The sequence below is a fragment of the Leptospira vanthielii serovar Holland str. Waz Holland = ATCC 700522 genome (assembly GCF_000332455.1).
In the GTDB taxonomy this organism is placed as follows: Bacteria; Spirochaetota; Leptospiria; order Leptospirales; family Leptospiraceae; genus Leptospira_A; species Leptospira_A vanthielii.
Genome location: NZ_AOGY02000024.1, coordinates 106,054 through 132,632, shown reverse-complemented (window position 1 = coordinate 132,632; position 26,579 = coordinate 106,054). Strand labels below are relative to the sequence as shown.

Annotated in this window: 28 protein-coding genes and 1 pseudogene; 12 read left to right on the top strand and 17 right to left on the bottom strand. The window is 37.7% G+C overall.

Going from position 1 to position 26,579, the window contains the following annotated elements:
• Positions 1-19 precede the first annotated feature (19 nt).
• The 3 genes from LEP1GSC199_RS04850 (at position 20) to LEP1GSC199_RS04840 (ending at position 3,072) form a co-directional block, all read left to right on the top strand.
• Entirely contained in the window at positions 20-1,534 is a 1,515-nt protein-coding gene (locus LEP1GSC199_RS04850; protein WP_002978491.1) for an LA_3751/LA_3752 family putative glycosyltransferase, read from the top strand.
• 223 nt (positions 1,535-1,757) lie between these two features.
• Positions 1,758-2,150: a VOC family protein gene (locus tag LEP1GSC199_RS04845; protein ID WP_002978329.1), complete on the top strand. Its 393-nt coding sequence runs from the start codon at positions 1,758-1,760 to the stop codon at positions 2,148-2,150.
• 100 nt (positions 2,151-2,250) lie between these two features.
• Positions 2,251-3,072, top strand: a complete 822-nt coding sequence (locus LEP1GSC199_RS04840; protein ID WP_051999729.1) for an AraC family transcriptional regulator — start codon at positions 2,251-2,253, stop codon at positions 3,070-3,072.
• A gap of 62 nt (positions 3,073-3,134) precedes the next feature.
• Here the strand turns inward: LEP1GSC199_RS04840 and LEP1GSC199_RS04835 are convergent, their stop codons facing one another.
• A complete protein-coding gene (locus LEP1GSC199_RS04835) occupies positions 3,135-3,605 on the bottom strand; it encodes a nuclear transport factor 2 family protein (protein ID WP_002978453.1) in 471 nt (156 codons plus the stop codon).
• A gap of 119 nt (positions 3,606-3,724) precedes the next feature.
• Here LEP1GSC199_RS04835 and LEP1GSC199_RS04830 point away from each other — a divergent pair, with 119 nt between their 5' ends.
• Positions 3,725-4,309 carry a TetR/AcrR family transcriptional regulator gene (locus tag LEP1GSC199_RS04830; RefSeq protein WP_232420648.1) on the top strand — a complete coding sequence of 195 codons (585 nt, stop codon included), beginning with the start codon at positions 3,725-3,727 and terminating at the stop codon, positions 4,307-4,309.
• Between the two features lie 125 nt (positions 4,310-4,434).
• A complete protein-coding gene (locus LEP1GSC199_RS04825; RefSeq protein ID WP_002978540.1) occupies positions 4,435-5,274 on the top strand; it encodes an SGNH/GDSL hydrolase family protein in 840 nt (279 codons plus the stop codon).
• A 30-nt stretch (positions 5,275-5,304) separates the two neighbouring features.
• Here the strand turns inward: LEP1GSC199_RS04825 and LEP1GSC199_RS04820 are convergent, their stop codons facing one another.
• The 4 genes and pseudogenes from LEP1GSC199_RS04820 to LEP1GSC199_RS22170 all read right to left on the bottom strand — a co-directional run.
• Entirely contained in the window at positions 5,305-5,637 is a 333-nt protein-coding gene (locus tag LEP1GSC199_RS04820) for a DUF1330 domain-containing protein (protein ID WP_002978234.1), read from the bottom strand.
• A gap of 85 nt (positions 5,638-5,722) precedes the next feature.
• A complete protein-coding gene (locus LEP1GSC199_RS04815) occupies positions 5,723-7,060 on the bottom strand; it encodes an NHL repeat-containing protein (protein WP_002978524.1) in 1,338 nt (445 codons plus the stop codon).
• A gap of 124 nt (positions 7,061-7,184) precedes the next feature.
• Positions 7,185-7,514 (bottom strand): PAS domain S-box protein, encoded by a 330-nt coding sequence (locus tag LEP1GSC199_RS22175; RefSeq protein ID WP_332307929.1) that lies wholly within the window; start codon positions 7,512-7,514, stop codon positions 7,185-7,187.
• A 15-nt stretch (positions 7,515-7,529) separates the two neighbouring features.
• Positions 7,530-7,754 (bottom strand): annotated as a pseudogene (locus tag LEP1GSC199_RS22170) (response regulator); the annotation flags it as partial.
• A gap of 258 nt (positions 7,755-8,012) precedes the next feature.
• On the opposite strand from LEP1GSC199_RS22170, the gene LEP1GSC199_RS04805 reads away from it, so the two are divergent.
• Together LEP1GSC199_RS04805 and LEP1GSC199_RS04800 are read left to right on the top strand one after the other, a co-directional pair.
• Positions 8,013-9,593 carry a methyl-accepting chemotaxis protein gene (locus tag LEP1GSC199_RS04805; RefSeq protein WP_002978421.1) on the top strand — a complete coding sequence of 527 codons (1,581 nt, stop codon included), beginning with the start codon at positions 8,013-8,015 and terminating at the stop codon, positions 9,591-9,593.
• Between the two features lie 120 nt (positions 9,594-9,713).
• Positions 9,714-10,907 (top strand): diguanylate cyclase, encoded by a 1,194-nt coding sequence (locus LEP1GSC199_RS04800; RefSeq protein ID WP_002978497.1) that lies wholly within the window; start codon positions 9,714-9,716, stop codon positions 10,905-10,907.
• 10 nt (positions 10,908-10,917) lie between these two features.
• Here the strand turns inward: LEP1GSC199_RS04800 and LEP1GSC199_RS04795 are convergent, their stop codons facing one another.
• The gene (locus LEP1GSC199_RS04795; RefSeq protein WP_002978433.1) at positions 10,918-11,271 is read right to left on the bottom strand and encodes a rhodanese-like domain-containing protein; all 354 of its coding nucleotides are present in this window, start codon (positions 11,269-11,271) and stop codon (positions 10,918-10,920) included.
• Between the two features lie 165 nt (positions 11,272-11,436).
• Here LEP1GSC199_RS04795 and LEP1GSC199_RS04790 point away from each other — a divergent pair, with 165 nt between their 5' ends.
• The 4 genes from LEP1GSC199_RS04790 (at position 11,437) to msrA (ending at position 13,837) form a co-directional block, all read left to right on the top strand.
• Positions 11,437-12,150, top strand: coding sequence for an MBL fold metallo-hydrolase (locus LEP1GSC199_RS04790; RefSeq protein ID WP_002978127.1), 714 nt, complete (start codon positions 11,437-11,439; stop codon positions 12,148-12,150).
• Complete coding sequence (locus tag LEP1GSC199_RS04785) at positions 12,147-12,512, top strand: TSUP family transporter (RefSeq protein ID WP_002978177.1); 366 nt, start codon at positions 12,147-12,149, stop codon at positions 12,510-12,512. The genes LEP1GSC199_RS04790 and LEP1GSC199_RS04785 overlap by 4 nt, the downstream gene beginning before the upstream one ends.
• Positions 12,513-12,729: 217 nt before the next feature.
• On the top strand, positions 12,730-13,089 hold the full coding sequence (locus LEP1GSC199_RS04780; protein ID WP_232420647.1) for a hypothetical protein: 360 nt from the start codon (positions 12,730-12,732) through the stop codon (positions 13,087-13,089).
• A gap of 43 nt (positions 13,090-13,132) precedes the next feature.
• Positions 13,133-13,837: a peptide-methionine (S)-S-oxide reductase MsrA gene (gene msrA, locus LEP1GSC199_RS04775; RefSeq protein ID WP_002978327.1), complete on the top strand. Its 705-nt coding sequence runs from the start codon at positions 13,133-13,135 to the stop codon at positions 13,835-13,837.
• A gap of 11 nt (positions 13,838-13,848) precedes the next feature.
• On the opposite strand, the gene LEP1GSC199_RS04770 is transcribed toward msrA, so the two are convergent.
• Both LEP1GSC199_RS04770 and LEP1GSC199_RS04765 read right to left on the bottom strand, forming a co-directional pair.
• Positions 13,849-15,369 (bottom strand): HDOD domain-containing protein, encoded by a 1,521-nt coding sequence (locus LEP1GSC199_RS04770; protein WP_002978504.1) that lies wholly within the window; start codon positions 15,367-15,369, stop codon positions 13,849-13,851.
• 197 nt (positions 15,370-15,566) lie between these two features.
• Positions 15,567-16,193, bottom strand: a complete 627-nt coding sequence (locus LEP1GSC199_RS04765; RefSeq protein ID WP_002978318.1) for a trimeric intracellular cation channel family protein — start codon at positions 16,191-16,193, stop codon at positions 15,567-15,569.
• 85 nt (positions 16,194-16,278) lie between these two features.
• On the opposite strand from LEP1GSC199_RS04765, the gene LEP1GSC199_RS04760 reads away from it, so the two are divergent.
• Positions 16,279-19,362, top strand: coding sequence for a beta strand repeat-containing protein (locus LEP1GSC199_RS04760; RefSeq protein ID WP_002978500.1), 3,084 nt, complete (start codon positions 16,279-16,281; stop codon positions 19,360-19,362).
• A gap of 59 nt (positions 19,363-19,421) precedes the next feature.
• Here LEP1GSC199_RS04760 and LEP1GSC199_RS04755 read toward each other — a convergent pair whose 3' ends face one another.
• The 9 genes from LEP1GSC199_RS04755 to acpS are packed head-to-tail and all read right to left on the bottom strand — an operon-like array spanning position 19,422 to position 26,576.
• On the bottom strand, positions 19,422-20,462 hold the full coding sequence (locus tag LEP1GSC199_RS04755; protein ID WP_002978245.1) for an SMP-30/gluconolactonase/LRE family protein: 1,041 nt from the start codon (positions 20,460-20,462) through the stop codon (positions 19,422-19,424).
• Entirely contained in the window at positions 20,459-21,337 is an 879-nt protein-coding gene (locus LEP1GSC199_RS04750) for an acetyltransferase (protein ID WP_002978139.1), read from the bottom strand. The genes LEP1GSC199_RS04755 and LEP1GSC199_RS04750 overlap by 4 nt, the downstream gene beginning before the upstream one ends.
• A 14-nt stretch (positions 21,338-21,351) precedes the next feature.
• Positions 21,352-22,584 (bottom strand): PP2C family protein-serine/threonine phosphatase, encoded by a 1,233-nt coding sequence (locus LEP1GSC199_RS04745; RefSeq protein ID WP_002978371.1) that lies wholly within the window; start codon positions 22,582-22,584, stop codon positions 21,352-21,354.
• Between the two features lie 7 nt (positions 22,585-22,591).
• On the bottom strand, positions 22,592-22,957 hold the full coding sequence (locus LEP1GSC199_RS04740; protein ID WP_002978409.1) for a cupin domain-containing protein: 366 nt from the start codon (positions 22,955-22,957) through the stop codon (positions 22,592-22,594).
• Positions 22,958-22,960: 3 nt separating this feature from the next.
• A complete protein-coding gene (locus LEP1GSC199_RS04735; protein ID WP_002978429.1) occupies positions 22,961-23,818 on the bottom strand; it encodes an SDR family oxidoreductase in 858 nt (285 codons plus the stop codon).
• Complete coding sequence (locus tag LEP1GSC199_RS04730) at positions 23,815-25,596, bottom strand: sensor histidine kinase (protein ID WP_083901917.1); 1,782 nt, start codon at positions 25,594-25,596, stop codon at positions 23,815-23,817. Before LEP1GSC199_RS04730 ends, LEP1GSC199_RS04735 begins: the two co-directional genes overlap by 4 nt.
• 1 nt (position 25,597) lies before the next feature.
• Positions 25,598-25,966 carry a bactofilin family protein gene (locus tag LEP1GSC199_RS04725; RefSeq protein WP_002978190.1) on the bottom strand — a complete coding sequence of 123 codons (369 nt, stop codon included), beginning with the start codon at positions 25,964-25,966 and terminating at the stop codon, positions 25,598-25,600.
• Between the two features lie 5 nt (positions 25,967-25,971).
• Positions 25,972-26,193, bottom strand: a complete 222-nt coding sequence (locus tag LEP1GSC199_RS04720; protein WP_039926155.1) for a hypothetical protein — start codon at positions 26,191-26,193, stop codon at positions 25,972-25,974.
• Positions 26,193-26,576 (bottom strand): holo-ACP synthase, encoded by a 384-nt coding sequence (acpS, locus tag LEP1GSC199_RS04715; protein WP_002978360.1) that lies wholly within the window; start codon positions 26,574-26,576, stop codon positions 26,193-26,195. The genes LEP1GSC199_RS04720 and acpS overlap by 1 nt, the downstream gene beginning before the upstream one ends.
• Positions 26,577-26,579 lie beyond the last annotated feature (3 nt).

Here is a 26,579-nt window from a genome sequence, read left to right as displayed (position 1 = left end):
ATTCCAAAATAAAAGACAAATGTTCAAAAGACCTGGAAAAACTGCAATCATCACCATATCCATTTCTCTTTTTTTACTGCTGATTCAATTGTTGATACGTGTAGATAGTTATTTTCTTTCGGATCCTTTAGTAAAAATGATCCAAACTATTTCCCTTTGGAAACAAGGTTGGTCTACCGAAGGAATTCTTTATCCCGCAAAGGACATTGATCCTCTCTTTCTTTTGAGTCCACTCAACGAAGGATTTGTTTTCTTAAATAACAATCGATTGCTTGGTCAATATCCTGTCGCACTTACATTCCTATACTCTTTGTTTGGTTTTTTACCCTTTCCCATTCTCCCTTATTTTAATATTTTATTCCTTATCGTTTTTTTAAAACTACTCACAAAAAATTCGATTCAAATATCTACCCTTGTCATTGTATCTTTAGGGACAGTTGTTTTTCCTTTGTTAGTTGATTTTTCCGAAAATGGACCATTCATCATCCTTACAGGTTATGGATACAGTTTTCTCTTTAAAGCATTTTTAACGAACAAAAAAGAAGATTGGATCCTCGGGAATCTTTTTCTTGGATTGTCTATCTGGTTTAGGTTAGAAGGTGTTCTATTCTTTTTTGCCATCCAATCCACGATCGCATTTATCCATGTTTTTATAAAAAAAGAACCTATCCTTAAAACCCTTCATCCAGTTCGTTATCTCCTATTTGCGGTATTTATATTTCTATTCCTCCTCTGGAATACATTCAGTTACTCTCATCCCTTAGGAACGAGGCACCTCACAAATTTTGGGAATTCAGATAAAACATTTTACGACCAAATCAAAATATTTCTTTCCATGGTATTTACTTATCCGAGAGCCAATGGTTGGTCTTTAGGATTCTTTCTCCAAAGCCCCATTTTTCTATATGCAATCATTAAACTACGAAAAAAACAAGTTCTCCAAAACTTGGAACTTCTATTTCATCTTTTAATTGTTATACTCTATCTTTTGATTGCCGGTATAACATCACCAAACGATGGAATCACTTTGACAGGCAGATACTTGGTAGTCACAATTTTTCCACTCACATTCATTTTGAATGAACAAATGGACGAACTAAAGAAAAACAAATGGATACTGTATTCCATTTATACATGGATGTTCTTATTTTCCTTCTTAATCATCGCTATATTTTATTTTTCAAGTATCGAATTAAAAAAATTGCGTAAAGAGTTAGCCCAATTTAATTCTTCCCTGATTGTCACAACAAATGAATTAATCTCTGGGGGTTTTGGCTTAGAGTTAGTTGATAAAAAAGTGGTTTGTGTTCGAAGAGAAAATCTAATCGATTATTTTTCAGAGAACTTAAAAAAAACATCTCCGAATGAATTTACAATCTTAACTATTGGGAAAGAAACAAACTTCAATCAAGACGAAAAAAATCTTTTTTCATCTCTTCTCGTTCATTCGGAACAATCGGGATACAATTGCTCCAAAGAAGAACGGACAGCAAGGATTTTAGGAAGAAAGTGTATTAAAATAGAACAAAAATGATTTAGTCAAAAACTTTCCTGTGGTTCTATCCATTAGTTTTGTAAATCGTCAGATTCATTTCGGAATCCAGAATGCGCAAGGGATCGAAGTGGAAATCCTTTGCGAAGCAAAGATTGGAGCGAAGAGCCCGGTCGCGTAAGCGATGCGCCCCAAACAAAATAGCAAAAATGATCCAGGACAGATTTTGGTCCCTTGTATAATAGAAGGATCACAAGGAGAAACTATGGCGTTCCAACAAATCCAAACGGGGATCATCACTGAAAAATTAAGCGAAACAAAAGTTTTTTATGAAAAATGGTTAGGGTTACAAACAAAATTTGAATCAGATTGGTTTGTTTTGTTATGTTTACCAAATCGGCCAGGAGTGGAATTGGCAATTATGAAACCTAACCAACAACAGGTGAAAAAAGCTTACTTCCAAAATTCTTACCAGGGAAAAGGAATTTGGTTTATCTTCGAATCCAGTGACGTAAAAAAAGAATTTGAAACAATGAAACAAAACAAGGCGCCCATCGATCTACCTCTCACTACAGAGGATTGGGGTGATGTCCATTTTACTTTAGTGGATCCCAATGGAATTGGAATTGATATCGTTCAAGAACGAAATTCTAATTAAAATAGAGAAGACAAATTGAGGATCCTTTCCTATCTTTCTTCTAAAAAGAAAGGTTTCTCAATTGTCACAGACACCCAACCTCTATCCCGTTTGGAACAAAATGGAAAAACAACTAGAGGATACTATTGGCTTAAACCAAATTGCTTTTTTTACCGGATATAGTGACTGGCATTTCCATCGTTTGTTTAAATCCATACAAGGGGAAAATGTTAAGGAATACATTCGCAGATTACGATTAGAAAAGGCAGCTTACGAATTAAAAATCACAAACTTTCCCATTTTGGAAATTGCACTAGAGGCCGGTTTTTTATCTCATGAAGCTTTTTCGAAAGCCTTCAAACGCGTAATTGGATCTACTCCTTCAGAGTTTCGCAAAAAATATCAAAAGAAAAAAATCTTTTCCACAAAAGACCACCAAACTTTTCCAGACGGTCTTTCTAAATTTGGTTTCCAAATAAAAACAATATCTTCCTTTACGATTGCCTATGTCCGTCATATAGGAAGTTACGAAGAACTTCCAGGTCCTCTTCCTGAAAGTAAAGAAGTCATTTCGATTCAATCGTTAATTCTGAATTGGAATTCTTTATACTCGAACCACAAGTGGATTGGAATTAGTCAAGATGATCCAGAAATTTCACCTAAAGGAAAAATACGATTTGATTTAGGAATTACCTTTGGGCCCTTACAGAAACTACTGCCAGAAGGATTTGGAATCCAAACCATTCCTGCTGGAAAGTATTTACAGATTCGTTACCAAGGGAATTACCATAACTTACCAAATATCTATAATTGGATTTTGAATGATTATTTCAGAACCACACCTTGGAAGATAAAAAACCAACCACCTTGGGAATGTTATTTGAATCCACTAGAAAAACAGGCGGATAAACGCATAACAGATATCTACATTCCCATTTGCTAATGGATCTTAACTTTTCCCAAAGTTGGTTAGAACTAAAAACAGTTGATCAAACGAAGGTTTCTTTATTTTTTAGAGGCAGCCACAAAAGAGGCACTGTCTTCATAAAAATGGTAAGAAAGTATTTTACCATCTTTGATTTGCACTTTTAGAGCCCATTCACTTTCAAAGGGTTTACCGGTTTGTTTCAAAATATGTAAAAAACTTCCACTAGCAAACACCCAATCTTTTTTTCCTACGATTTGATCAACTTGGAATTTTTTGGTATCCAATTGAGTTCCCATGTTCGTTAAAAACTCTTCAGCTCCGGAAATACCCGTATAGGTTCCATACAATTGGCTCTCGGAACGATTTTCATTGCGCACAGCCGTAATCGTTGTTTGCGGATGGAAACAATTCAAAACACCCGCCGCATTTCCTTTTCCAAATTCGCTGAAAAAAGTTTCCAGAACCTTTTCACCCGAAGGAGATGCTGATTTTGCGAACAATCCAACACTTCCGAACAACAAAGTAGCTAATACCAAAATTGGTTTCATAAATTTCTCCTCGAATAACGATACCGTCAGTATCGTTATTCGATACCATCCGTATCGAAATAGTGTTGACTGTCAAGATTTTTTTTAAAATATTTTGATTTATGGCTGTAAAAAAGAAAATGTCGCAAAAAACCGCAGGCCGTCCCAGATCCGAAGATTTGGAACCTTTGGTCTTAAAAACTACATATGAGATGTTGGCAAAGAAAGGTTACCATGGATTTTCTATTGATGATATTGTCTTGGAAACCGGTGTAGCAAAAACTACCATTTATAGGCGTTGGCCAAACAAAGCCCATCTTGCCATGAGCACTGTCACCCACATGATCTCACCCTATTTGGAATTTCCCAAAGATGTAACTTTTGAAAAAGCCCTACTCGATCAGATGGAAGCACTCTCAGGTGTATTCTCTGGTAAATTTGGACGTGTGATTTCCACTCTTATCGGAGCAGGACAACAAGATGGAGAACTATCAGAATCTATTTTAGAAAACTATTTGCTTCCCAGAAGGCAGGCAGCAAAACAATTTTTCCATCATGCGATCAAAACAAAACAAATCCAACCACTCTCCGATTCAGAGATCGATGTTTGTATGGATATTCTCTACGGAACACTCTACTTCCGGTTGTTACTCAAACATGAAAAACCTCAGTTCCATGATCTAAGGCCTGGGTTAGAAAAGTATTTGAGAACTCTAAAGAAATAAGATAGATGATTTCGATTTGCAAATTTTAGAGAAATACAAAACTGATCCCGAAAATAAATGAGTTTTTTTATGCCATTCCCAATTTGTGCTTTTTCCTTTCCTCTTTTTTGTTAGGATCAATCGACATGAAACTACTTTCTAAACTTTGGATCCTTTGTTTTTTCTTCTTTGAATCTTGCGTTATCTTCCAGGCAACAAAGGTTCCTTCGAACAATCTAAAGTCTGCTTTAGAAACCAAGTCCGCACAAAAATCAAAAATTGTATTTCTCGGAGATAGTATCACCCATGGCCGAGTAAGTTATGATTATGTAGCTGCCATTGCAAAACATCCAAGTCTCGTAAATGATTTGGTGATTAACGAAGGGATCAATAGCCGCCTAACAGTTCAGATTTTAGAACAAATGGACAATCTAAAAGAATTAAAACCCGATATTGTATTTCTTCTAATTGGGACAAACGATTTAAAAGCCACCCTTTCCACAGATGAATACAATCGTTACGCAAATCTTTGGAAATTGAAGGAACCTGTCACAGAAGAAAGTTTTGTGCAGAATCTAACAAAAATCATTCAAACCATTAAAAAAGATACCAAAGCCAAACTCATTGTTTTTTCACCTCCCATATTAGGAGAAAATTCAGAATCGATTCCTTTCCAAAGATCCAAACGATTTGCCGAACTTACCAAAGAAGTGGTCACAAAAGAGAAAGCCATCTACAAGCCGTTACACGAAACCTTGTCGAAGGGTCTCGACACTTCCAATATTAAAATTCGCAAACCCTATATCCAAAACACTTGGGGAATGTATTGGACCATTTTGAAATACTATTCTACCACAGCCACTTGGAATGATCTTGGAGAATCAAATGGATACTATTATTTAACAGATGCCATTCATTTGAATGAACGTGGGGGAAAGATTTTAGAAGAGATGGCCTTGGAGGAGATCCTACCTGGGGAAAAATAGGGAAAACCCAGGATATGATCCTAATTTGACTTATTGATATCTTTCATACTCAGAAAGGATCGTAGTTGATTCAACAGATGGAGTAAAAAACGTTTCTCTAATTTTTAAATATTCTGGGTCTTTAAAAAAAAGATCCTTTAGTTCTTTGTTTTTAAAGAAAATCAAAAACAAACGATTGATCGGCTTGGGATCTTCACTGATTAACGTTTCTTGAATTTTAAAGTCATACCGAAAACCTCCCTCATACTTAATTAAGAGAGGAGTCATTGCTTTTCTATAATTAGTGTAAAGTTCATCATCTGAAACTTTTAAACCTACAACGGTTTCATAAGCGAATTCTTTTTTTTCTATTTGATTTATCATTGTTAAACTTTAAAAACCCATAATTTCTTTATTGTAGTTCGAATCCTTTGACGAATGGAGTAATACTTTTTTCATAATTTAGTTTTCAGAACACAAGCACACGATGGTTATCAGTATCTACAATATAGATACCATCTTGATCAACCGAAATCCCTTGCGGTTGGAAAAAAGTAGTGGCAGTAGCATTGGAAGTTGCGCTGATAAAACTTCCATTTTGACCGAAAACTTTTGAAGCGATTCTACTAGTTCCAGAAAACAAAAGCACTCGATTGTTAAAACTGTCGACAATCCAGAGGTCTCCCCCAAAAGCAAGAACGGCTTTCGGTGAATTTAGTGTACCGGCTCCAATGGTTCCATTGTTGGCTAAGTTAGAAACAAAGTCCGGTTGACCATAAACTCTGGTAGCAATGGTGTTAGTTCCCGCAAAAAATAAAACACGATGATTTCCTGTATCAGCAATATAAACTCCTTCCGGACTGACCGAGACTCCCTCTGGCGAAACCAAGGATGTCGCTGTCGATCCTGTGTTGTTAGATAGAAAATCACTCTGCCCATACACTCGGGAGGGAAGGAGGCTTCCGTCATTATAATACAAAACACGATTGTTACCCTGGTCTACAATATATAAACCATTGGCATCTCTAGTCATCCCATACGGAGTACTCAAAGTATTAGAAGCGGTGGCACCTCCCTGATTGGGTGCTGCAGAAACAAAATCGGGTTGTCCATACACACGAGTAGCGATACTATTAGTTCCCACAAAAAACAAAGCTCGATTATTATCTGCATCAGTAATATACAATCCCTGTTTATCTTTTGTTAATCCACGAGGTCGATTGATTTCCGTAGTGGATGTTCCTACTGCTGCAGATGAAAAATCTAATTGGCCATAAACTAAAGATGCAGTTGTATCAGTACCAGAATAATACAAAACTCGGTTGTTTCCAAAATCCGAGACAAAAAGTCCATTCCCGTCAGCTAACGCTTGGTATGGAGTATTCAGAAAATTTGCACTTAATCCAAAACCATTCGAAGTATATGAACCAGACTGACCGTAGACTCGCTTAGCGGCTGTTGAGTGACAAATAATCCTGATATCCGAAATTCCATCTGGAACCACCCCTTCCCAACCCGAATGGATCAAACAAACAATAGTTTCTGGTTGGGATGAAATGGAAAGAGTGTATCTAGCACCTACTCTTAGTGAGATGGGTATTGAGAATTGAGTAGAACCTGCCGGAATGGAAACTTCTGTTCCTGTAATGGTCTTCAACACCATTCCCGAGGTAGTGAGCCCCAATATGGTTCCACTCAATGAGAAGGTAAAATCCACTTTGCAGTATGGTGAAGAGTCACCGGCAAAGTTTTTTAGTATTAGATTTCTGAAAAAGGATTCTGAATTTAAATCGCAGGGGTTTACCATTTTTGGATGTCCACACGATATAAGGACAAAAAGGAAAGACAGTACCAAACTCACAAAACGGAATGCCACAGAATTAGAATTTTCGATTTCCCTAATCTAAGGCAAGCGATAAACTAAATTTACATCAATTAGGTGGAAAATTTTGAAAATATCCTAGAAAACAAAGTTTTGAAATGTTAGGGCCTGTTAGTTTTCCATCGGCTAAAAATCTTTTCCTAATTTCTGCACTATCTGCATTATTAACATACATATTCAAATCTAAACTCGTTTTACCAATGATTTCCTTTTTTTCATATCCGATCAATTTTTCAAAGGCAGGATTAACATTTACAAATTGGAATTGGTTACTCGTATCATGTAAAGACATAGCGATGGGGCTTACTATAAAAGCTTTTTCAAAAAGTTCCTGAGCTTCCGTTTGTTTTTGATTACTTTCAAACAAACGTAACGCCATTTTAATGGAAGCTATTAAAACAATTTCACCAGATGTTTTGAGAATATAACCATAGGAAGTAATGGATTCAGTTCGATTTATAATTTCAGCTTCTGTATGAGAAGATAAAAAAACTAGTGGAATAGAATGTAACAAAAGAATTTCTTTGGCCGCCATAGTTCCGTCCATTCCAGAACCCAAGTCAATATCCATAAGGATGATATCGATTGGTTTTGTTTTTTGACCAAGAAAGGAAATGGCGGCTTCTTCATTCGTTAATCATAGAAATATACAATCATCAGAAAGGACAACTCATAATACAATTGATACTCAATCTCTTTCTAAATTAAAATAATCAGTCTACTTTAAAACTATAGCGACAATTAGGATAATTCCAGATCGATTAGAAATATAGAAATTTTATCGTCATAGATTGCATACATTCAGTTACAGTATAACTGGCCAGTAGTTGGTTACAAATCATACTAACGAGAAGGCGACAATTGGGGAGACTAGGGAATGTCCGCAGAAACAAACGAAATCAGTCAATTTGAAAGAACTCTCTTTCGCAAAGGTATCTCATTGATTGTTTACACAAAGTATGGATTGAGTGCGGTGTTTCTTTTAGGAGTTGCAGCCAACTTCGCTACAAAAAGTTTTATCCCTAATTTTATTGGTTCCCTTATATTTTTACTGAACGGCATCATCCCAGGACATTTTTTACGCAAAGGAAAAGAGATCACAAGACTTTGGGCATTCACGATTATTTTCATAGATTTGCTAATTTTAGTTAGTTTTTTCTACTTGGATATTTTTAATAATTATACAAAGGGTGACGCAAGTAATACAGTTAATGCAGGTATTTTTTACATTATTTTTGTTTTCATTGCAATTTATTCCAGTTTTCTTTTCGAACCAAAACTTGTGATGATAGTCGGAGTCATTTCAACCTTACTATATTTAGGTGGGATTTATTTTTCTACAAAACTTGGATCGGCACTCGTAGCTAGACCTTATCCAGAAATGTTGCGAGCAAATCATATCATCGTCGCAACAGAAGTCCAGAAAGTCATTTTTTATTTCGGTGTTATTTTTAGTTTGCGTTATGTAGTAGCTCTTATGCGTGAAATGCAATTCGACTTAAAAACAAAACTAAAAGAAACTATGGAAAAACAAAACTTTATTACTGAAAAATCCAATCAAATGGAAAAGTCAGCAAATACATTGGCAACTTCTGTAGAAACTTTGCAATCGATGTCGGATGAACTCCACAACCAATCTCAAAACCAAGCTGCCTCTGTAGAAGAAATCTCGGCTTCTGTGGAAGAACTATCCTCATCAGCAATTAGTTCTGCAAATTTGGTCGAAGACCAAGTAGCTAGGGTCAAAATTGTTGATCAAAACTTTTTATCTCTACAAAATATCAGCGTAAGTGTAAAATCAAAAACAACTCAAATCGCAAAAGACGTAAGTCTTTCTGCCGATTTTAGTAAAAAAGTAAAAATATCTTCCGAAGAACTCAATAGCATCTATTCAGAACTCAACCAAGCCTTTTCCAAAGTGGAAGAAATTAACCAGATGATGTCAGAAATTGCAGATCAGACCAACTTACTGGCGTTAAATGCATCTATTGAAGCGGCCAGAGCCGGGGAACATGGACGTGGATTTGCTGTTGTCGCTCAAGAAGTGGCAAAACTTGCAGAACGTTCTCAATCCAATGCGGGAACCATTGCCAAAATTGTGAAAGAGGCCGGACTCAAAATCAACGAAGGAACCCGATACTCCAAAGAAGTGAAAACCCAAGTCGAAAGCCAAAACCAAGAATTACTCCGAATCGAGAGCGAAATTTTGAGTTTGGAAGGCCATGTCACCGAACAAGAAAATTTGAATGCCAAACTCAGAGTCACCTTTTCGGAACTTCATGTTTTGTCTGAACAAATTGGGGTGATTGCGCAGGAACAAATGTCTGGCAGTAAAGAAATTAACCATGCAGTCACTGTCATTGATGAAACGACGCAAAAACTTGCAGACTCAGTCCAACTCCTATATGAAGAGATCAGTGCCATACATATGCAGTCCAAACACCTGACAGCATCATAAGGGATTTCCCTCTACCCTGAATACAGTTTTGTTTTAGGAATAAAACCTGTCTTTACAACATCTGCCTTTTCTAGAATTTTGGGAAATCGTGGGAAATAAATTGATAAACCTTCGCTTACCATGTTAAATCAGAATCCATCCGGACGACCCGGACAAAGAATCGAAGATACCATTATGGGAATTTTAGAGGAGAATCCGAACCATGCGGAAAACTTACTCCAAAAAATTCGGGAAAGCCAAATCCATCATTTAGAAGATAACCAAATCTATTCTGCAATTTTTAAAGTACTCACTTCTTTAGATATCAGCGAAAATAAATCCGAATCCATTTGGAAAGAAATCATCGAAAACAAAAACAAACTTTCCCATTGTTTGGGTCGCCCGGTCGGATTCAGTGTTGCATTAGTTGATTATTTCGCAAACATCAATCCAAAAATCAAAAACCCTAAAATCATCGAAATGAAACTCTTTGCTGATACCGAAAAACTGATATTAGTTGATGAGCTCACAAGATTATACAATCGCAGACATTTCGAAACTGCACTTGTTCGGGAATTCAAACAATCCAAAAGATACAACCAAAATCTCTCCCTTCTAATTATCGACATTGATGATTTCAAAAAAATCAATGATACCTATGGTCATACAACTGGTGATGAAATTCTTACAAAAGTTTCCAAACAAATTACATCTTGTTTGCGGATGGAAGACACAGCTTGCCGGATTGGTGGTGAAGAATTTGCTGTCATTTTTCCACAAACCAATGAAGAACAAGCAATGATCGCATCAGAAAAACTTTTAGAAGCTTGCCGAACCATCCAACTGAGTGGGAAATCAGTAACCCTTAGTGGAGGGATTGTATCCTATCCCGAAAAAGTAAAAACCTGTGATGATATGTATGATCTCGCGGACCGTGCATTGTATACGGCGAAATATTCTGGTAAAAACCAAATTGTTGCTTATAGTAATGAAAAACGAAGCAGTTTGCGTTTTGATGCCAACTTAGAACTACTTTTTATTTTACCAGATAAAACTCTCAAAACAATTTCAAAGAATATTTCGGTAACAGGAATTGCTTTTGATACGGAAGACGATATAACTTTAAACGAATCCTTTGACGTTAAACTTCGAGAATCAGATTCACACCAAGAAATCAATGCCAAAATCAAAGTTGTTAGAAAAGAGGAAGTAGGTATCCATAAATACGTTATGGGGGCGGAGTTTTTAGAACTCTCTGCTGAAGACCAAACCAAGTTATCCGACCTTTATACACTACACCGATACAAATCAAAAATGTCTACCGGTGTAGTTTAATGTTTGTTGTTTAATGACCTTCGGGCATGTCGCTAAGTCCACCCGCATTGAGCACAGAGGAATAACCGCTAGCCTGTAAGATTTGTTTTGCACGTTCGCTACGAGCACCCGACCGACAATATACAATAATCTTTGTTTGTTTGTCCTTCAATTGGTTTAAATTAGCAGGAAGGACATCCACGGGAATATTCATAGCACCAGAATAGTGGCCTTCTGCATATTCCGATTTAGTTCGAACATCTACAACAATTGCTCCATTCTGGATCCATTGTTTTACCATATCTTTATCTCCTTTCGATTGGATTTTTTTTACGAAAATGAAAAGAAGTCCAATTACAACTCCCACCATCAGGAAAGATTTCATACTTTCTCCTTTTTTTCCCAATTTCTAGTTGCCAAATTTTTCGTCAACAAAAGAATATACCATAGGGGGTATGGTATTTAAGCCAATCCCAAAACCCCTAAAAACTGTTATCTTTGGTTCCAAAAAATTGTAATCATGGATTCTAGCAAACAGGAGAAACATTATATGATCACCAATCCCAAAGACAATATGGAAATCCGTCCACTTTATGATTTAGAATCGGGCACTTGGACTTACCTCATACTTGACAAAAAGTCCAAACAGTCCGTCCTCATTGATCCTGTTTTGGAGCGATTAGATAGAGACTTGAACTATCTACAGGAACTTGGGTATACTCTTTCCTTAACAATCGACACCCACATGCATGCCGACCATATAACATCAGCAGGTGATCTTCGAGATAAAACTCAATGTGAATCCTATGCTTCGGAACATTCTGGGGCTAGTTGCGCTTCTAAATTTCTAAAGGATGGAGATTTGTTTACTATTGGGAACTTAAAATTTCAAGTCCTCCATACTCCGGGCCATACACCCTGTTCCATTTCTCTGCTTTTAAATAATCAATACCTATTTTCAGGCGATGCACTCTTTGTGAGAGGATGTGGCCGAACCGATTTCCAAGGAGGTAGTGCGGAGGGTTTATACAAATCCATTACGGAGAAACTTTTTTCATTACCTGACGATACCATCGTCCTACCTGGACATGACTACAAAGGTTTTTTATCTACTACCATCGGTGAAGAGAAAAAATGGAATCCCCGGATTGCAGGAAAGTCTCTTGAGGAATTTAAAGAAATTATGGACAATCTGAACCTCCCTGAACCAAAAAAAATCCACGAAGCTGTACCGGCAAATCGTGCCTGCGGGAAAGTATCATGAGTATTGGAATCTTATTTTTACTGTTAGGTGTAGGTGCCGGGATTCTCGGCGGTCTTGTTGGAATTGGCGGCGGGATTTTACTTGTCCCAGCACTTGTTTATTTTTTTGACTTTAACCAAAAATTAGCACAAGGAACAACCCTCGCTGCGATGGTTCCGCCGATTGGAATTGTTGCAGCTTATATCTATTACACGAGAGGAGAAACCAATATATTTGCAGCGGCCTTTATCAGCGCTGGTTTTATATTAGGAAGTATATTCGGTGCTAGTGCGGCATCCAAAATAGACACAACTACCTTATCTCGATTCTTTGGAATTTTTACAGTGATTGTTGGACTAAAGATGGTTTTTTTTCCGAAGTAAAATGAAATAAATTTTCCTTGCAGGAACTATAGAATTAATTTTCCATTTATTCGTGTTCGGTTTTTATCTCACATTCTTTTGGGTTTTAATTCGTTTTTTTTCCTCTGAATTTTCGTGGCCATCTGACCTAGTTCCCCCACTCCAATTCCTTTTTTGGTGGAACCTATTTTTTTCTTCTATTTGGTTACTCCTAATTCTCATTGTAGTTTTTGGACTTTTGGGTTTTTTACTCAGGATTCCTGTACTCGGAATTTTGTTACAAGGTATTCGAAACCAAGTCACCCAAATTGGTTGGTATAAATTTCTACTTAACAGAACTACTGTTTGGTTGGCGAGTCAAAGCCTTATCCTTATCGGTTCCTTTATTTTTGGTTATGGTGGCCATTCCGAATCTTGGGTTTATACAGTTTCCCTCATAGCAACAATTCTAGGTTATTTCATTAAACAAAATTTTTACAAACCAATGGCTAGTTTTTCTGGCTCACGAAGTGTTTTTGTTTATCGAAGTGGGACCGAGAGGGGTTACAGCTCAAACCCGGAACAATTTCCAAAGGAAAAGGATGTAACCCCTCCTTAACCAATTCGTGTTTTCATTTCCAAACCTGTCCGAAAACAATCTAATGAGTATGGAATCCACAACAAAAAATATAAGGGCCAGGTTTACGTTACGTGGCACTCTCCTTTTATTATTAGTAACCACTTTTGTCCTCTTACAATGTAGCCTTTTTTCAGACAAAGATGCTAATGTCCAAAAAATCCCCTTACAACCAAAATCGGGACAAAAAATTGCCGCCTTTGCAGAAGGATGTTTTTGGTGTTCAGAACATATCTTTGAATCTGTACCAGGAGTCATCGATGTAATCTCAGGATATGCAGGTGGACATACAAAAAATCCTTCGTATGATTTAGTGAACACAGAGACAACTGGGCACGCAGAAACCGTGCTAATTTACTATGATCCAACTAAGATCGATTATATGGAATTATGTAGAATTTTTTTTCTTTCTCATGACCCAACTACCCTTAACAAACAAGGTCCCGATGAAGGTTCTTCCTACAGGTCTATCCTCTTTTATTCTTCAGACGCAGAACTGAAGATTGCAAAAAAAATCCAAAAAGAAATTGAGGAGAATCAAATCTGGCAAGGGCCAATGGTTACAGAGTACCAAGAGTTAAAAGAATTTTATCAAGCAGAAGGGTACCACCAAAACTTTATACAAAACCATCCAACCCAGTCCTATGTTCGTGCTGTTTCCATTCCCAGATACCAAGAATTCAAATCTCGATACGAACTCTACAAGAAGACACAAAAGCAAACGAAGTGATTCAAATTGTATTAGTATGTCAAAAATTGTTCTCTGATTTTGACACGGAACGAATCGAATTCAGATTTAGTCTGGAACTTACATAGTTTGAGTATTTCCGCTGGAATTTCCGATGATTTTGCTTCTTTCGCATTGACTGATATCATCATGTCACTTAAATAAATCGGGAACACAATATCTGAATATACGTCATCTGCAAGAAGTGGCCGATGATGAAACTCCATTGCTTTTGTGTACAAAATCGGGAAATTCCATTTTTCACCGACCATAGCACCTAACCTTGAATGCGTGATGCCTATCGCAGATTCTTCCATACTGATGGTAGAGGCAATTTCTCTAGAATTGGAATAAGTTTTGATTTTTGACATATGTTGTTTGTCAAAAGATAAAAGTAAAATTTCACCAATATCGTGTAACAAAGAGGCCGCAATTAGGTTACTCAGATCGGCTTTATTCATCCCCATTTTTTGTCCAATTGCTTTACAATAAAATGCAGACTCGTTCGACTTTTCCCATATAGCGGTAAAGGCAGGGAATTTATCCTCTAACATCTGCTTGGTTCCAAGACTATACAACAAAGTTTGTAGTTCTTTTAAACCAATCAGTTGGATGGCACGATCCAAACTCTCAACCCTTCCCCCTCGTCTAAATGCAGCAGAGTTGGAAAGTTTTAGGATATTGGCAGATAAAGCGATATCTCGTTTGATCATTTCCGCAATGGTTCCAATACTCGAGTTTGGTTTATCAATAGCATCCTGAATGTCTTTGATGGCTTTAGGGAAGGTAGGTAAATTATCTATTTGAGAAACTATATGATCAATTTTTTCCAACTGCTGGTTTTCTTTAGAAACCTTAGAGGGAATATCGATCATAAATACAGTTTTGTTTTCGCTAGTTTCGAATTTAAAGGCAGAATCACCCAAACCATCGTTGCGCAACATCATTAGAGTCATGATCAACCCAAGGCCTGCACCTTCTTGTTCACTTGACATATCCATAAATGCATCAGCTAGATCGTTATAAGTTTTTGCTTTATCGATTCTTTCTTTAATTCTCGCCGATTCTGCTGCGGTGAGTTGCACATTGTTCATAATCCGAATGCGCATCAAACTTTTATTGTGAATGAACGATACAAAAACTCCAAAATTATTTATTTGAAGAGAATCTTCGATTGTTTCGCGATTTTCAAGATATGTTTTTTTAAACTCTGCAATGCCGGCTTCATATTCAGTTTCATTTTCGATATTACTTGCGCGGTTTTTAAAAAACACTCGTTTTGCATTTGCTTTAATTGCGTTTGTCACAGTTTCTTTCATTGCCGCAAGAACCGAATCTCTAACAATAATTAGGTCGAGTTGCAATAAAAATCGATCTAAGATTTGGAATAATGTATTTTCGACTTCATCTGTTATTTGAAAAAACTTAAAATGGAAGGGAGCATTTTCTGAAATTGGATGATTAATATCATTAATGTTGGAATGAAGACCTAAGTCTTGTTTGTATTCTAATGTGACAGCCTTGGGACTTGCCATAAAACCTCAAGTATTGAATCAGTATCAAAAGGGAATTCCCTAAGCCACTTATGATGGCGACACTTCTACTCCATCGAATGCAAATATTTTTACTAGTGCAAGCGTTTAACAATAAAGTAACGAAAGATAAAATACTTGCGGTAAGTACGAGACTAAAAATGAATTTAATCCCTGATTTTACTACGTTTGTGTACTAATTAATCAAAAATTTTGATCTTGGGTAAACCTAAGTTGTATCGAACTGCCACAATGCGAATGCCAACAACAACAGTTGTAGAGATCACTAAGTTCCAATTGGCATTTACATTCCAAACATTTAAAACAATATATAAAACTGATCCCACCAAACACGCAGTAGCATAGATTTCTTTTCTAAAAATAAATGGAACTTCATTCATGAGTGTATCTCGAATGACTCCACCAAAAATGGCAGAGATCATACCGAGGAGTGCAGAAGCAAAAAAGTTTACGCCATGATCCAAAGCAATCCTTGTTCCAAGCACTGTATAAATTCCAATCCCTAATGTATCAAAAAGAAATAACTCATCCTTTCGTTTGGTCAGTGTCCTTGGCAAAAGGATGACTAGTAGAAACCCAAAAAAAATCGCCCAAAGAATATTTTCGTCTCGAACCCAAGAAACAGGATAATTTCCAAGCGTAATGTCTCTTAAGGTTCCTCCCCCAATAGCGGTAATAAATCCCGTAAAAAAAACACTGAACAAATCATGGTGATGGTCCTTATGTTCCAAAGCAGAGAGGGCACCAGATATCGTAAATACCACGATCCCAGCCAGACCAATGTAATAAGAAAAACTAAAATCCACAATTTCTCCCCACTTTTATTCGTTTAGACGTAAATAAAATGACAATGTTTCCACCCTTCAATTGTTGTATAGAATAGAGATTAATATGATGGCTGCAAAGTTTTTTAGGAATGCAATCCTTATCCCCACCTTTTTATTCCAGGCATGTATCCCCAGCCTTTCCAAAGGTTTTTTGCAATCAGTCACAGATTTCCTTCAACTACGAAGTTTGGTTAATACCGGTCCTTCTGGACCATTCAAAATTTCCTTCACAGTTTCAGGACTTCTTGGTTCGGGTCTCGCCATAAATCTAAACTCTGGTGCCGAAACCATTATCGTTAACGCAGATGGGAATTATGAATTTACAACGGTTCTAAATTCTGGCAGTAATTTTAACGTCTCTATCCAAACACAACCTACACTCCCTGTGCAAACTTGTTCTGTCAGTGGCGGGTCCGGTGTGGTGGGACATGGAAATATAAATTCTATCATTGTCAATTGTGATCCTTTGCGTTATACCTTATCGGGGACCATCACTGGTCTAGATGGAATCACTGGACTAATACTTACAAATTCTATAGACGGTGCCACTCTGAATGTAGCAGTTGCCTCTGGAACTTTTGCTTTCACCCAAACTTATTTAGATGGCTCTTCATACAACGTATCAGTAACTACGCAGCCAAACCATCCAGTACAAAACTGTGTCACTACAAATGGTGTTGGTGTGATCGCATCGGCAAACGTCACTAACATTACAATTGCATGTACCTCAGTTGCATATCCCATTTATGTCAATGTTGTCGGTTTATCTTCTGGAACCTTAGCCATTCGAAACAATAATGCGGAACTTCTCACCATAATAACAAATGGACTCCATATGTTTCCAACGGATGTGGTAACAAACAATTCTTACAATTTACAAGTGGTTTCGAATCCGACTAACCACCAATGTACGCTCTCTTCATCTACGGGTGTCGTTACGGGATCAATCACAGTTACCGCAAATTGTTTTAGTATGTTGAGTGTTAACCCGTCCCTAGGTGGTGTATTACAACCTACAGAAAGTATTCGTTTACAATTTTCTGCTGCCATCAATGTAGGTAGTTGCACAGGATCCACGGGCCTAAACACAAACCTTGGTTTTCCTGTTCAATTTTTAGTGTCTACAACTGCCATTACAGACGACACTCTCACAGTTACACCTGCGCCTACGGACTCATGGGTTTATGGCAATAGCACTCTCACATTGAATTGTATTAGCAATAGCGGACATTCCCTATCTACCACAGTCAATATCCCTTATTTAGTACCTTCCACCATTCGTTATGTGTCCCAAATTAGTGGGAACGATGCCTTTGATGGTCTAACTCCATTTACGCCCAAACGCAATATTCAAGAGGCTATCAATAACTTGGGAGTTTGTCCCACTTTTGACTGCGCTGTTCTTGTAGAAGGCGGATGGTATGATTCAACCGCTATAGGTGATAAAATTCAATTAATTAACGGCATATCGCTTTATGGAGGTTATGTTGCTGGATCCAATTTTGGAACTTGGGATCCGGATTCCCATAGCTCTCAAATTTTAATGATAGCAACACCTGTTAGTTGTGCGGCCGCAACTCTCGTTTCACCCTGTGCTGCCATAGCAGGAGATGTCTCTATTGTCAATGACACAACCGTTTCTGGTTTTTTCATTAAATCGGGTCCAAATACAGCGCCTTATATGGCGGGAGTATTTTTGGATTCCACTGCGAAAGTGCGACTAATCAATAATGCTATCGATGGTGGTACGGGAATCAATGCCTCTTCCGGAATCCATTCAATCAATAGTAATCTTTTTTTGGTCAAAAATTTAATCGATGGAGGAAAATGTACTTTGGCAAGTTGTGATGCCATCGGTTTGTATATGTCGTCCACTTTTCCTATCTCCCCCATCCTTCTACTCAACGTAATTTCAGGAGGAGATTCGACCTTAGCCAATGTAAGATCGAAAGGAGTGCAATATGTTGGAACCTCCACCATCACTGTTTCCAATATACTTGGAAACATCATACTCAGTAAGGATCTAAATCTAACATCCTCCACTGATAGTGTTGCTTTTGAAGTAACTTCAGCGGCGAGTGCCGGATCTAACGGAACCTTATCCGGAAATATTTTGAAAGGTGGTGCAGGAAATAATTCTATTGGGATTCGCATCCAAGTAGCCTCTGCCATTGAAATTGGTTCTACCACGCAAGGGAACACGATTGTCTCAACGAATGGAGTTCTCGGTACTTATGGGATACATCTTATAGGCGGGCATGTCGTTCGTAGAAACGCAATCAACGTTGGAAACGCAACATCTACAGCACCCTCAACAGTGGCCGGGGTCTATGTCACTGGCGGAGGGACAGCAACGATAGAAAATAATACCATTGAAGTGGGAAGTGCAACATCTACAGTCAGCACCTCCGTGTATGGAATATATACGACCAATTCAAACGCCACAACCCGAATCATAGGAAACTACATTCACACAGGAGGATCCAACGGAACCGGCAGTGCCACAACGGCAGCTGGGATCAGTGTAGGAACTCCTGCCAATATCCTAGTTGCAAATAATTGGATTCAGAACGGAACGAGTAATAATAATGCCTTTGGGATTGAATTAAAGGGAGTGTTTTCGGGTATAAAAATTTACCATAACACAGTAAGTAGCGGATCCTCACCTATAGCCGGAAAGGAATCGCCAATATTTATTACAACCCCCTCCAGTGCTGCTGATATTCAAAATAATGTTTTATTGCTAGTAGATAATACGGCCGGGAATGCATGTATTATTAATTCAGGGTCTGGTATCCAAAGTGCGATCAAATACAATGTATTTCACAACTGTGCGTCTTTAGTTTATCACAATAGCATAAACTATACAGACCTGTGCGGGGGAGCAATTCCTACCACAGCAGGATGTGTAACGCCAATTAGTGCTGTAGTAGCAAACTTTGGCAATAACCTAAATCTAAACCCTAATTTTGTTTCCAACTTTGGAGTGACAGCAAATTATGTGCCGACTAGTGCAACTTCATGTCTCATCACAAAATCAACGAACAATATCTTAACCGATAGTTTGAATGGAAATGGGACAAGGCCCGGTGGTGATGGAGCCGTGAGCCTTGGTGCTATCGAATACGAATACGCCTGCACCCCTTAACCTGAACAAAAACAAAGGTTAGGAGGTGATTCGTAAGTATGAATGCGATCGAAAAACTATTAAGGTAAAACGTAAATCCCTACACGATCATTGTAGAGACTACCTATATATAACTGCCTTTTCTTCTCTATAATACTCGTTACCTCTTTCAGGTGTTCTCCGCCAGGGTCTTGCAAAGTCATAAGGACTTTTCCGTTCCCATCCATTTTGAGTGCATATCCATAAGGTTCTGCTTTGGGCCAAAGAAATTTAGGAAGAAAGGAAATCATCTTTTTGACAACAGGAGAAGGATGCATATGATCCATCCTATCATTTCTTACAGTAAACAAAGCCACCCAGAAATCTCCATTTTCGTTTCGAGTGATATTATCAGGGAAACCAGGTAAATTTTCTATTACAGTTTCTTTTATACCTTTTTTAGGACCTTTTAACCAAAGTTTTGTGATTTTATATCGATAAGTTTCATTCACAAGAAGATAGTCTTCTGTTTTAGATAATGCAATTCCATTCGCAAAGTACAATCCGTCCGCGAGAAGTTCCGTCTCTTTAGTTTTTGGATCATAAACAAACACTCGCCCGTATGGTTTTGCTTCTAAAAGATCATAAAGGTATTCTTTTTGTTCATAGATAGATGCATCAGAAAAATAAATTTTACCATCTTGAGCAATATCTAAATCGTCCGTAAACTGAAAAGGTTTTCCTTTGTATTCAGAAACAAGAACAGTAAGTTTACCTGATTTGTCCAAAGAGAGTAGACCACTATAAGCATCGGCGATAATCAAATTCCCGGCTTTGTCAAACTGGATTCCTAAAGGCCGGCCACCTGTTTTGGCTATGGGTTTGATTTCACCTTTTAGAGTAATTCGAATGATACGACCATCCTTGTCCCCACCATAAATATTTCCATCGGCATCGACATCCAGTGACTCCAAACCCTTAACTTTACCGATCGCAAGTAAAATAGATTTTTGTAGTTCTGTGTTAGGTGCATAAACTCCGACTGGTTCCGGTTTGATTGGTGGTTCATAAGCAACCGGTTCGAAAGTTCTACAAGAAAATAATACGGTGATCAAAAATATGCTGATTCCTAGATATTTCATTTTGGTTGTTTCTCCTTCTCAATCAAAGTGTCTTTTAATGCCCATCGTTCATCTACCCATCGTTTCATTTTCTTTGACATTGGTGCAAATTGTTCGTTCTCTTCAATAGGAACTTGCGAAACCGGGATCACATCTACAAATACCTTTAGTTTCCTAATTTTACCTTGCATCAAATCCAAAAAACTCGGATTTTCGGTAGGATAAACAATTGTTAAATCAATAAAGGCATCAATCGAATTTCTGAGTGCCGTAGACACAACCGAGATGCCACCGCTATGAGGACGAAGTAAGTGTTGGTAAGGATTTTTTTTGAGTAACTTTTGCACACGTTCAGGAGTCCTTCGGTGACCCTCAAGAAAGTTTAAAATCGAAAAAGGCATTCCGGCAAATTTCTCACAAACCTTTTTAACATTTTCCAAATCTTGGGTAGCAAGTTCTGGATTTTTTTTCAGTTGTTCTCGACTGCTTCTTTTTACAAAAGGAAAGTCCAAAGCAAGCCACGCATGTCCAAGAATTGGAACATATTTTAACGAATCTTTGATGAAAAATCGAATGAGTGGAATTTTCCGATTTAACACAGATTGAATGATATAAATATCGGACCAGGATTGATGGTTACAGATAATCATATAACGTCCATCTTGTTTCAAATCTTTATAAGCATCTCCAATCACTTCGAATTGGACACCGTATAACATTCGCGAAATCCGATAGTTATTTTCGATCCAAACTTCTCCCACCTTCAAAAGAAGCCTGTCACCTAACCTTCTTACTGAACCTGTTGTCACCAACTTCCAAATGTATAATGGATACATGGTTGGTATAATCGATAATAAATTCAAAAGAAACAAAATATATGCAATGATTAAACCCAAAGTTTATCTCCTAATTAATACGTCGTACCGATTCCAAGAATCGTAACATCATCCATCATAGAGGCATTTCCTCTGAAGGAATGAAAATCATCCATAAGCAAATTAATCGTATCTGCTAGATTTAGATCCAAACTCTTAGCAGATTCAAAACTGGAAAGCAATTTGGTCTCTCCGAGGAGAATTCCCTCTCTGTTTTCCTGCTCTAAATACCCATCCGAAATCATAAACAAACGATCCCCCAGCCCAAAAGGCATCGTGTGATTCGAATATTCGACCTCTTTCTCCAAACCTAACATCACACCCGACTCAGTTAATGGAATGATCCGGTCCTTACACACCACATAAGGTTCATTATGACCTGCTGAAGAATATGTTAAACTGTTTTCCTCTAAATTCAAGTCGACTATGACAGCCGTGAATTGATTGGATTTTTTCCCATATCGATCGATGAAAATTTGGTTGAGAACATACAAAACATCTGCTGGATTCGGTGTATTGTGTTTGATATGATCGTATTCTGCTTTAATGGCCATTGTGATGAGGGCCGCTTGTACTCCATGTCCAATTGCATCAGCTAAAAATAATCGTATTTTGGATTTTTCTAAACGGATAACATCGAATATATCACCACCGACTTCTGCCATAGGTTCAAATCGCGATCCAAAATCTAAATGCGCTACATATTTGAGGCCTAGTGGTAAAATATTTCTTTGAATGGTTTTTGCAGTTTCTAGATCTTCTTGGATGATTTTCAAAGACTGAGTTAACTTTGCCGTTCTTTCTTTTACCATTTCTTCCAAAGTTTCATTTTGAAGGCGAAGTTCCCTATTCTTTTGGATCAAAACTTGGTTTTCTCTTTGTTCTGCGTTTCGGATTCTCGCAGTTAACAATTTCAAAAGTGTCAAAGTCATATCAGGACTTGTTTGAATCAAACGATGGAAATCTTCCCTTGTCAGTTTGAAGAAAGTAGAATCTTCTTTAGCGGAAATGTTTACTGTACGAGGAGCCGAGTCGATGAGAGCAATTTCTCCAAAATAATCACCGGCGACAAGATCTCCAATGACTAATATTTCTTGTTTACTTTCATCTAAATATTTCCAAACTTCAACCTTTCCAGATTCTATAAAATAGAAGGAATCACCTAACGAAAATTGCTCGATAATCAGAGAACCCTTGGGAAAAAAAGCGGGTTTCATTTCCTTTTTTAAAAAACTTAAATCCGCTGTTGGTTTCTCCTCGGTTCCCATACAATCTTTAAGTTTCTGGTTCCCGGTTCACTAAGTCCAAAGAAAACGCAGGTTTACAAATAGACCAATATTCTGCATCGTCAGAAAAAGGATTAGAATATCTAACATTAGTACCTTTCTCAACCAAAAGTGATTCACCAGCACTGAGGATCAGATTTTCTCCATTGATTTCAATTTGTTGTTTTCCACGGACCATAAGAGTCCACTCATCAAATTTGGGTTTTTGAAATGGTTCCCCCCAACCCGCAGGTGCCACCATATACGCAATAGAAACCTCGGAACTTCCCGTAGAGGGAATGCCGAAATGTTCTGCAATTGTTTTCCCGCCAGGAACCGGAACTTGGATTGGGTTTGTTTGGTGTTTATAACCCATACATCAAAAACCAGGGAATTTAAAACTAAACTTATGTTTCAGAAGGTCTTCCGTATATGACCAAAGTTTTTTTCTGGCTGTTACATCATAAGAAGGTTCAGAACTTTTTTCGATTTTCTTTTTTGAAAAATATTTACCAGAAACAGAAGTTACAGATGGGTCCGTTGAAAGAAAAATTGAAGTTTCAGCACCTTTTTCTTCTGAGATTGCAAAAACATTCTGAGCAAATGTCAAAACAACTCTCGCTAAACCGTCGTTATTCTGACCAAACCTTGTTTTCACAAATCCTGGGTGTAAACAATTGACAGTAATTTTGGTTTGATTTAATCGTTCAGCAAGTTCATAGGTAAAATAAATATTCATAAGTTTCGACCTTTGGTATTGTTTCCAACCGGAATATTCTTTTTCACCTAACAAGTTATTGAAATCCAAAGATACACCCATGTGTGCTCGAGAGGCCACGTTGACAATTCTGGCTTCCCCAGCTTTTTTTAAGGAAGGAAGTAAACCGAGTGTCAGAATAAAATAATTTAAATGGTTTAAAGCAAATGTGGATTCAATCCCCTCTTTGGTAAGGGTATGTTGATCAAAATAAGCGCCTGCATTATTGAGTAAAACATCGATCTTGGGATGATTTTTTCTGATGGTTTCTGAAAGTGAAAATGTTTCTTTTGCAGACGACAGGTCGGCAACATAAGAGTGAACTGTAGCGCCTGTTACTTGTAATGAATATACCAAAGCAGCAAGTTTGTCTGGATTACGTCCAACTAAAATCAATTCCTCTTGACTCTTTGCAAAGGAATGAACACATACCCTTCCGATTCCGTCTGTAGCACCTGTAACAACAATTGTCTTTTTCATGAAATGATCTCCTCTTTCATCTTTTTAGGAATGGTAAAAACAAATCGGGAACCAGAAACGCCATCACTATCTGCAAACAGAATTCCACCGTTCACAGAAACAAACTCATTGCAGAGTAAAAGTCCAATTCCATTCCCCGTCTCCCCTCCAGTTCCAGTCGATTTTATCACTTCTCCTACTTTGAATAGTTTGTCTATTATTGCCTTCGACATACCAACTCCTGAGTCAATGACAGAAACCTGCCAATCATCACCAACATCCAAAGCATTGATTAGAATTTTACCATTATTATGACTAAACTTTAGGGCATTGGAAACCAAATTCCGAATGACTGTAATGATCATCCTGTCATCACAAAATACCATCGCATGCGAGGGAATTTCCACTTCCAGAGTAATACCTTTGTTAGATGCGCTCAAAACAAATAGTTCCAAACATTCTCTTACAATATTATCCAACCGATAATAATGAGGACGAAACTCTTCCTGTCCTCGCTGCAACTTAGACCATTCCAAAAGGTTTTCTAATAAGGAAAATACAGATTCTGTTGCGTCCACAAGTGACTGGGTCATTCCCGCAAGTGCATCCTCTTTCTTTTTCATGTCCTCATTTAATACTTTGAGTAACATTTTAATTCCAGCGAGAGGGCCACGTAAATCATGAGAAATGATAGATAAAAAACGATCTTTAGTACCATTTGCAACCATCAACTCGCGATTGACGTTTGACATTTGTTTTTCTAAATTCCGTTGTTCCGTGCTATCTCGAAAAACAAGAACCATTCCAATTTTTTTTCGATTCGCGTCTCGGATTTGTTTTGCGGTCACTTCCCAATACTTTTCGTCTTTTTCCCAAATCCATTTTGTGAGAGTACGTTTATCTGATAAGTGATCAAGTTTAGAAATAATTCCTGGAGCTGATGCAAAAAAATATTTATAAGAAAGTAAGGTGGAATTTTTAGAGGCGGTACAAAACAAATGTTCTGCTGCCATGTTCCAATCCACAATCCTATTGTTAAAATCGAGAATTACAACTGCTTCATCTAGTTCATCTACAATTTCCCCTCGTACCAAGGGAACTAAGTCAAACATACGATAATAACCAATCGCAAAGAAAATAAGAATCACTTGCATTGTGCTCATGACCGCAGTGACGTTAATCCCAGGCAAGGGCCTAACACCTAACTTATGCAAAGTGGCGGTGATCCAAATAAACAAATACGACATTAGAATGAGAAGATACCTACGTCTTTCAGTAGATTTCGATATGAAAATTCCTTTGATCAGTAAATATCCAACAAACACCGACCAGAAAAACGAAAGCAAATAGGAAACAACAAACCCACCGGTATTGGTTACTTGGATCCATTGGATCCGACCGTTGATATTAACAAGATAAGTATCTAAAGTTAAAGTTTTAAAGATTGGATCGAGAACACAAACTGCTAAGGTAAGAAGTGGTTGGATTGTAAGTAAAACCCAAAATTTTTTGGTTAGTAGATGTTTGTTTTGCGTGAACTCTAGAGATACGAGAACCATTCCCAAATTGGCAAGGGAAACCCCGATATACAATAAGGCGACAAAGGTTCTGTGTAAATCAGAACTAATGTATATAAAATCAAGTCCATAGAAGCCGGTCCACATCATGGAACCGATTACTAGAATTAATAAATATTTAACAAGATCTAGGCGGAAAGATTTTAAAACGAATAGCCCCAATACAAGATTGAAGCCGAATGCTAGAAATAAAAGTAGGCTATAGGGATGAAATTGCCACAAACTAAGTCTCTTCGCTGCTTAGCATTTCACAATTTCCATCAAACACAACACCATCTGCAATCTGAAGTTTTGCAGTACGAATGTTACCTTGTACTTTTCCCGTGGACAACATTTCTAATCTTTGTGTTGCTGTTACATTTCCAATGATCGTCCCACCAACAACAACTGTGCCAGCCTTAATGTTGGCTTTCACTCTTGCCCCTTCACTAATCACAAGATAACCATCGGAGATGATTTCACCGGTAAAATCACCGGAAATTTGTAAGGGTTTTTTGAACGCTAAAGTTCCGCTAAATGCTGTTTCTTTTCCGAGAATAGTGGCAATGACTCCGTGTTCGGTGATGGTTGGTTGCATTTCTTTTTTTGACATAGTTCCTATTTTGTTTTCATATTATATACCCCGTCCCAATCTTCTGGTGGGGGATCTGCGATATAATCATCACATCGTTCAATGTATAGTTTCGAAGGGCCATCTTGTGGATGAATTGCTAATCCTTTTTTGAACTCTTCTTTTGCTTCCGCAAACTTTCGCGATTTGTATAACGAAAGTGCATGGTTGTAGTGAACCAAAACAGCCTTCATTTTATCACTAACGATCATAGGGGCTCCTTATAGAAAATGACAACAGCAGTTGCGTAATGGTCAGCATGACTGATGGATACGGAACTCTTTGTAAATCCTTTCTCTCGGAAAAACTTCTCAGTTTTCCCATGGATGACTAGCGTTTTTTTACCAAAATTGGTGCCTGCCAGTTCAATCTCACGCATATCTGCCACTTCCCCAGGATTTAGGTTTAGGGCCTTAATTACGGCTTCTTTGCAGGCAAACCGACCAGCAAGGAAAGGAACGGGATCTTTGTGTTTATGGCAATATTCAACTTCTTCGTCTGTAAAAACCCGCTTTAAGAAGCGATCCCCATGTTTTTTTAGGAGTTCACGAATTCTTTGGTTTTCAACGATGTCGTTCCCGACGGATAACATAAG

Coding starts and splice junctions, on each gene's coding strand:
- LEP1GSC199_RS04785 (WP_002978177.1), top strand. CDS start 12,147: ATGAGTATTGGAATCTTATTTTTACTGTTAGGTGTAGGTGCCGGGATT.
- LEP1GSC199_RS04745 (WP_002978371.1), bottom strand. CDS start 22,584: ATGGGAACCGAGGAGAAACCAACAGCGGATTTAAGTTTTTTAAAAAAG.
- LEP1GSC199_RS04840 (WP_051999729.1), top strand. CDS start 2,251: ATGGAAAAACAACTAGAGGATACTATTGGCTTAAACCAAATTGCTTTT.
- LEP1GSC199_RS04830 (WP_232420648.1), top strand. CDS start 3,725: ATGTCGCAAAAAACCGCAGGCCGTCCCAGATCCGAAGATTTGGAACCT.
- LEP1GSC199_RS04770 (WP_002978504.1), bottom strand. CDS start 15,369: ATGGCAAGTCCCAAGGCTGTCACATTAGAATACAAACAAGACTTAGGT.
- LEP1GSC199_RS04760 (WP_002978500.1), top strand. CDS start 16,279: ATGATGGCTGCAAAGTTTTTTAGGAATGCAATCCTTATCCCCACCTTT.
- LEP1GSC199_RS04805 (WP_002978421.1), top strand. CDS start 8,013: ATGTCCGCAGAAACAAACGAAATCAGTCAATTTGAAAGAACTCTCTTT.
- LEP1GSC199_RS04735 (WP_002978429.1), bottom strand. CDS start 23,818: ATGAAAAAGACAATTGTTGTTACAGGTGCTACAGACGGAATCGGAAGG.
- acpS (WP_002978360.1), bottom strand. CDS start 26,576: ATGTTATCCGTCGGGAACGACATCGTTGAAAACCAAAGAATTCGTGAA.
- LEP1GSC199_RS04820 (WP_002978234.1), bottom strand. CDS start 5,637: ATGATAAATCAAATAGAAAAAAAAGAATTCGCTTATGAAACCGTTGTA.
- LEP1GSC199_RS04725 (WP_002978190.1), bottom strand. CDS start 25,966: ATGTCAAAAAAAGAAATGCAACCAACCATCACCGAACACGGAGTCATT.
- LEP1GSC199_RS04835 (WP_002978453.1), bottom strand. CDS start 3,605: ATGAAACCAATTTTGGTATTAGCTACTTTGTTGTTCGGAAGTGTTGGA.
- LEP1GSC199_RS04825 (WP_002978540.1), top strand. CDS start 4,435: ATGAAACTACTTTCTAAACTTTGGATCCTTTGTTTTTTCTTCTTTGAA.
- LEP1GSC199_RS22175 (WP_332307929.1), bottom strand. CDS start 7,514: ATGGCGTTACGTTTGTTTGAAAGTAATCAAAAACAAACGGAAGCTCAG.
- LEP1GSC199_RS04845 (WP_002978329.1), top strand. CDS start 1,758: ATGGCGTTCCAACAAATCCAAACGGGGATCATCACTGAAAAATTAAGC.
- LEP1GSC199_RS04755 (WP_002978245.1), bottom strand. CDS start 20,462: ATGAAATATCTAGGAATCAGCATATTTTTGATCACCGTATTATTTTCT.
- LEP1GSC199_RS04850 (WP_002978491.1), top strand. CDS start 20: ATGTTCAAAAGACCTGGAAAAACTGCAATCATCACCATATCCATTTCT.
- msrA (WP_002978327.1), top strand. CDS start 13,133: ATGAGTATGGAATCCACAACAAAAAATATAAGGGCCAGGTTTACGTTA.
- LEP1GSC199_RS04800 (WP_002978497.1), top strand. CDS start 9,714: ATGTTAAATCAGAATCCATCCGGACGACCCGGACAAAGAATCGAAGAT.
- LEP1GSC199_RS04815 (WP_002978524.1), bottom strand. CDS start 7,060: ATGGTAAACCCCTGCGATTTAAATTCAGAATCCTTTTTCAGAAATCTA.
- LEP1GSC199_RS04790 (WP_002978127.1), top strand. CDS start 11,437: ATGATCACCAATCCCAAAGACAATATGGAAATCCGTCCACTTTATGAT.
- LEP1GSC199_RS04795 (WP_002978433.1), bottom strand. CDS start 11,271: ATGAAATCTTTCCTGATGGTGGGAGTTGTAATTGGACTTCTTTTCATT.
- LEP1GSC199_RS04740 (WP_002978409.1), bottom strand. CDS start 22,957: ATGGGTTATAAACACCAAACAAACCCAATCCAAGTTCCGGTTCCTGGC.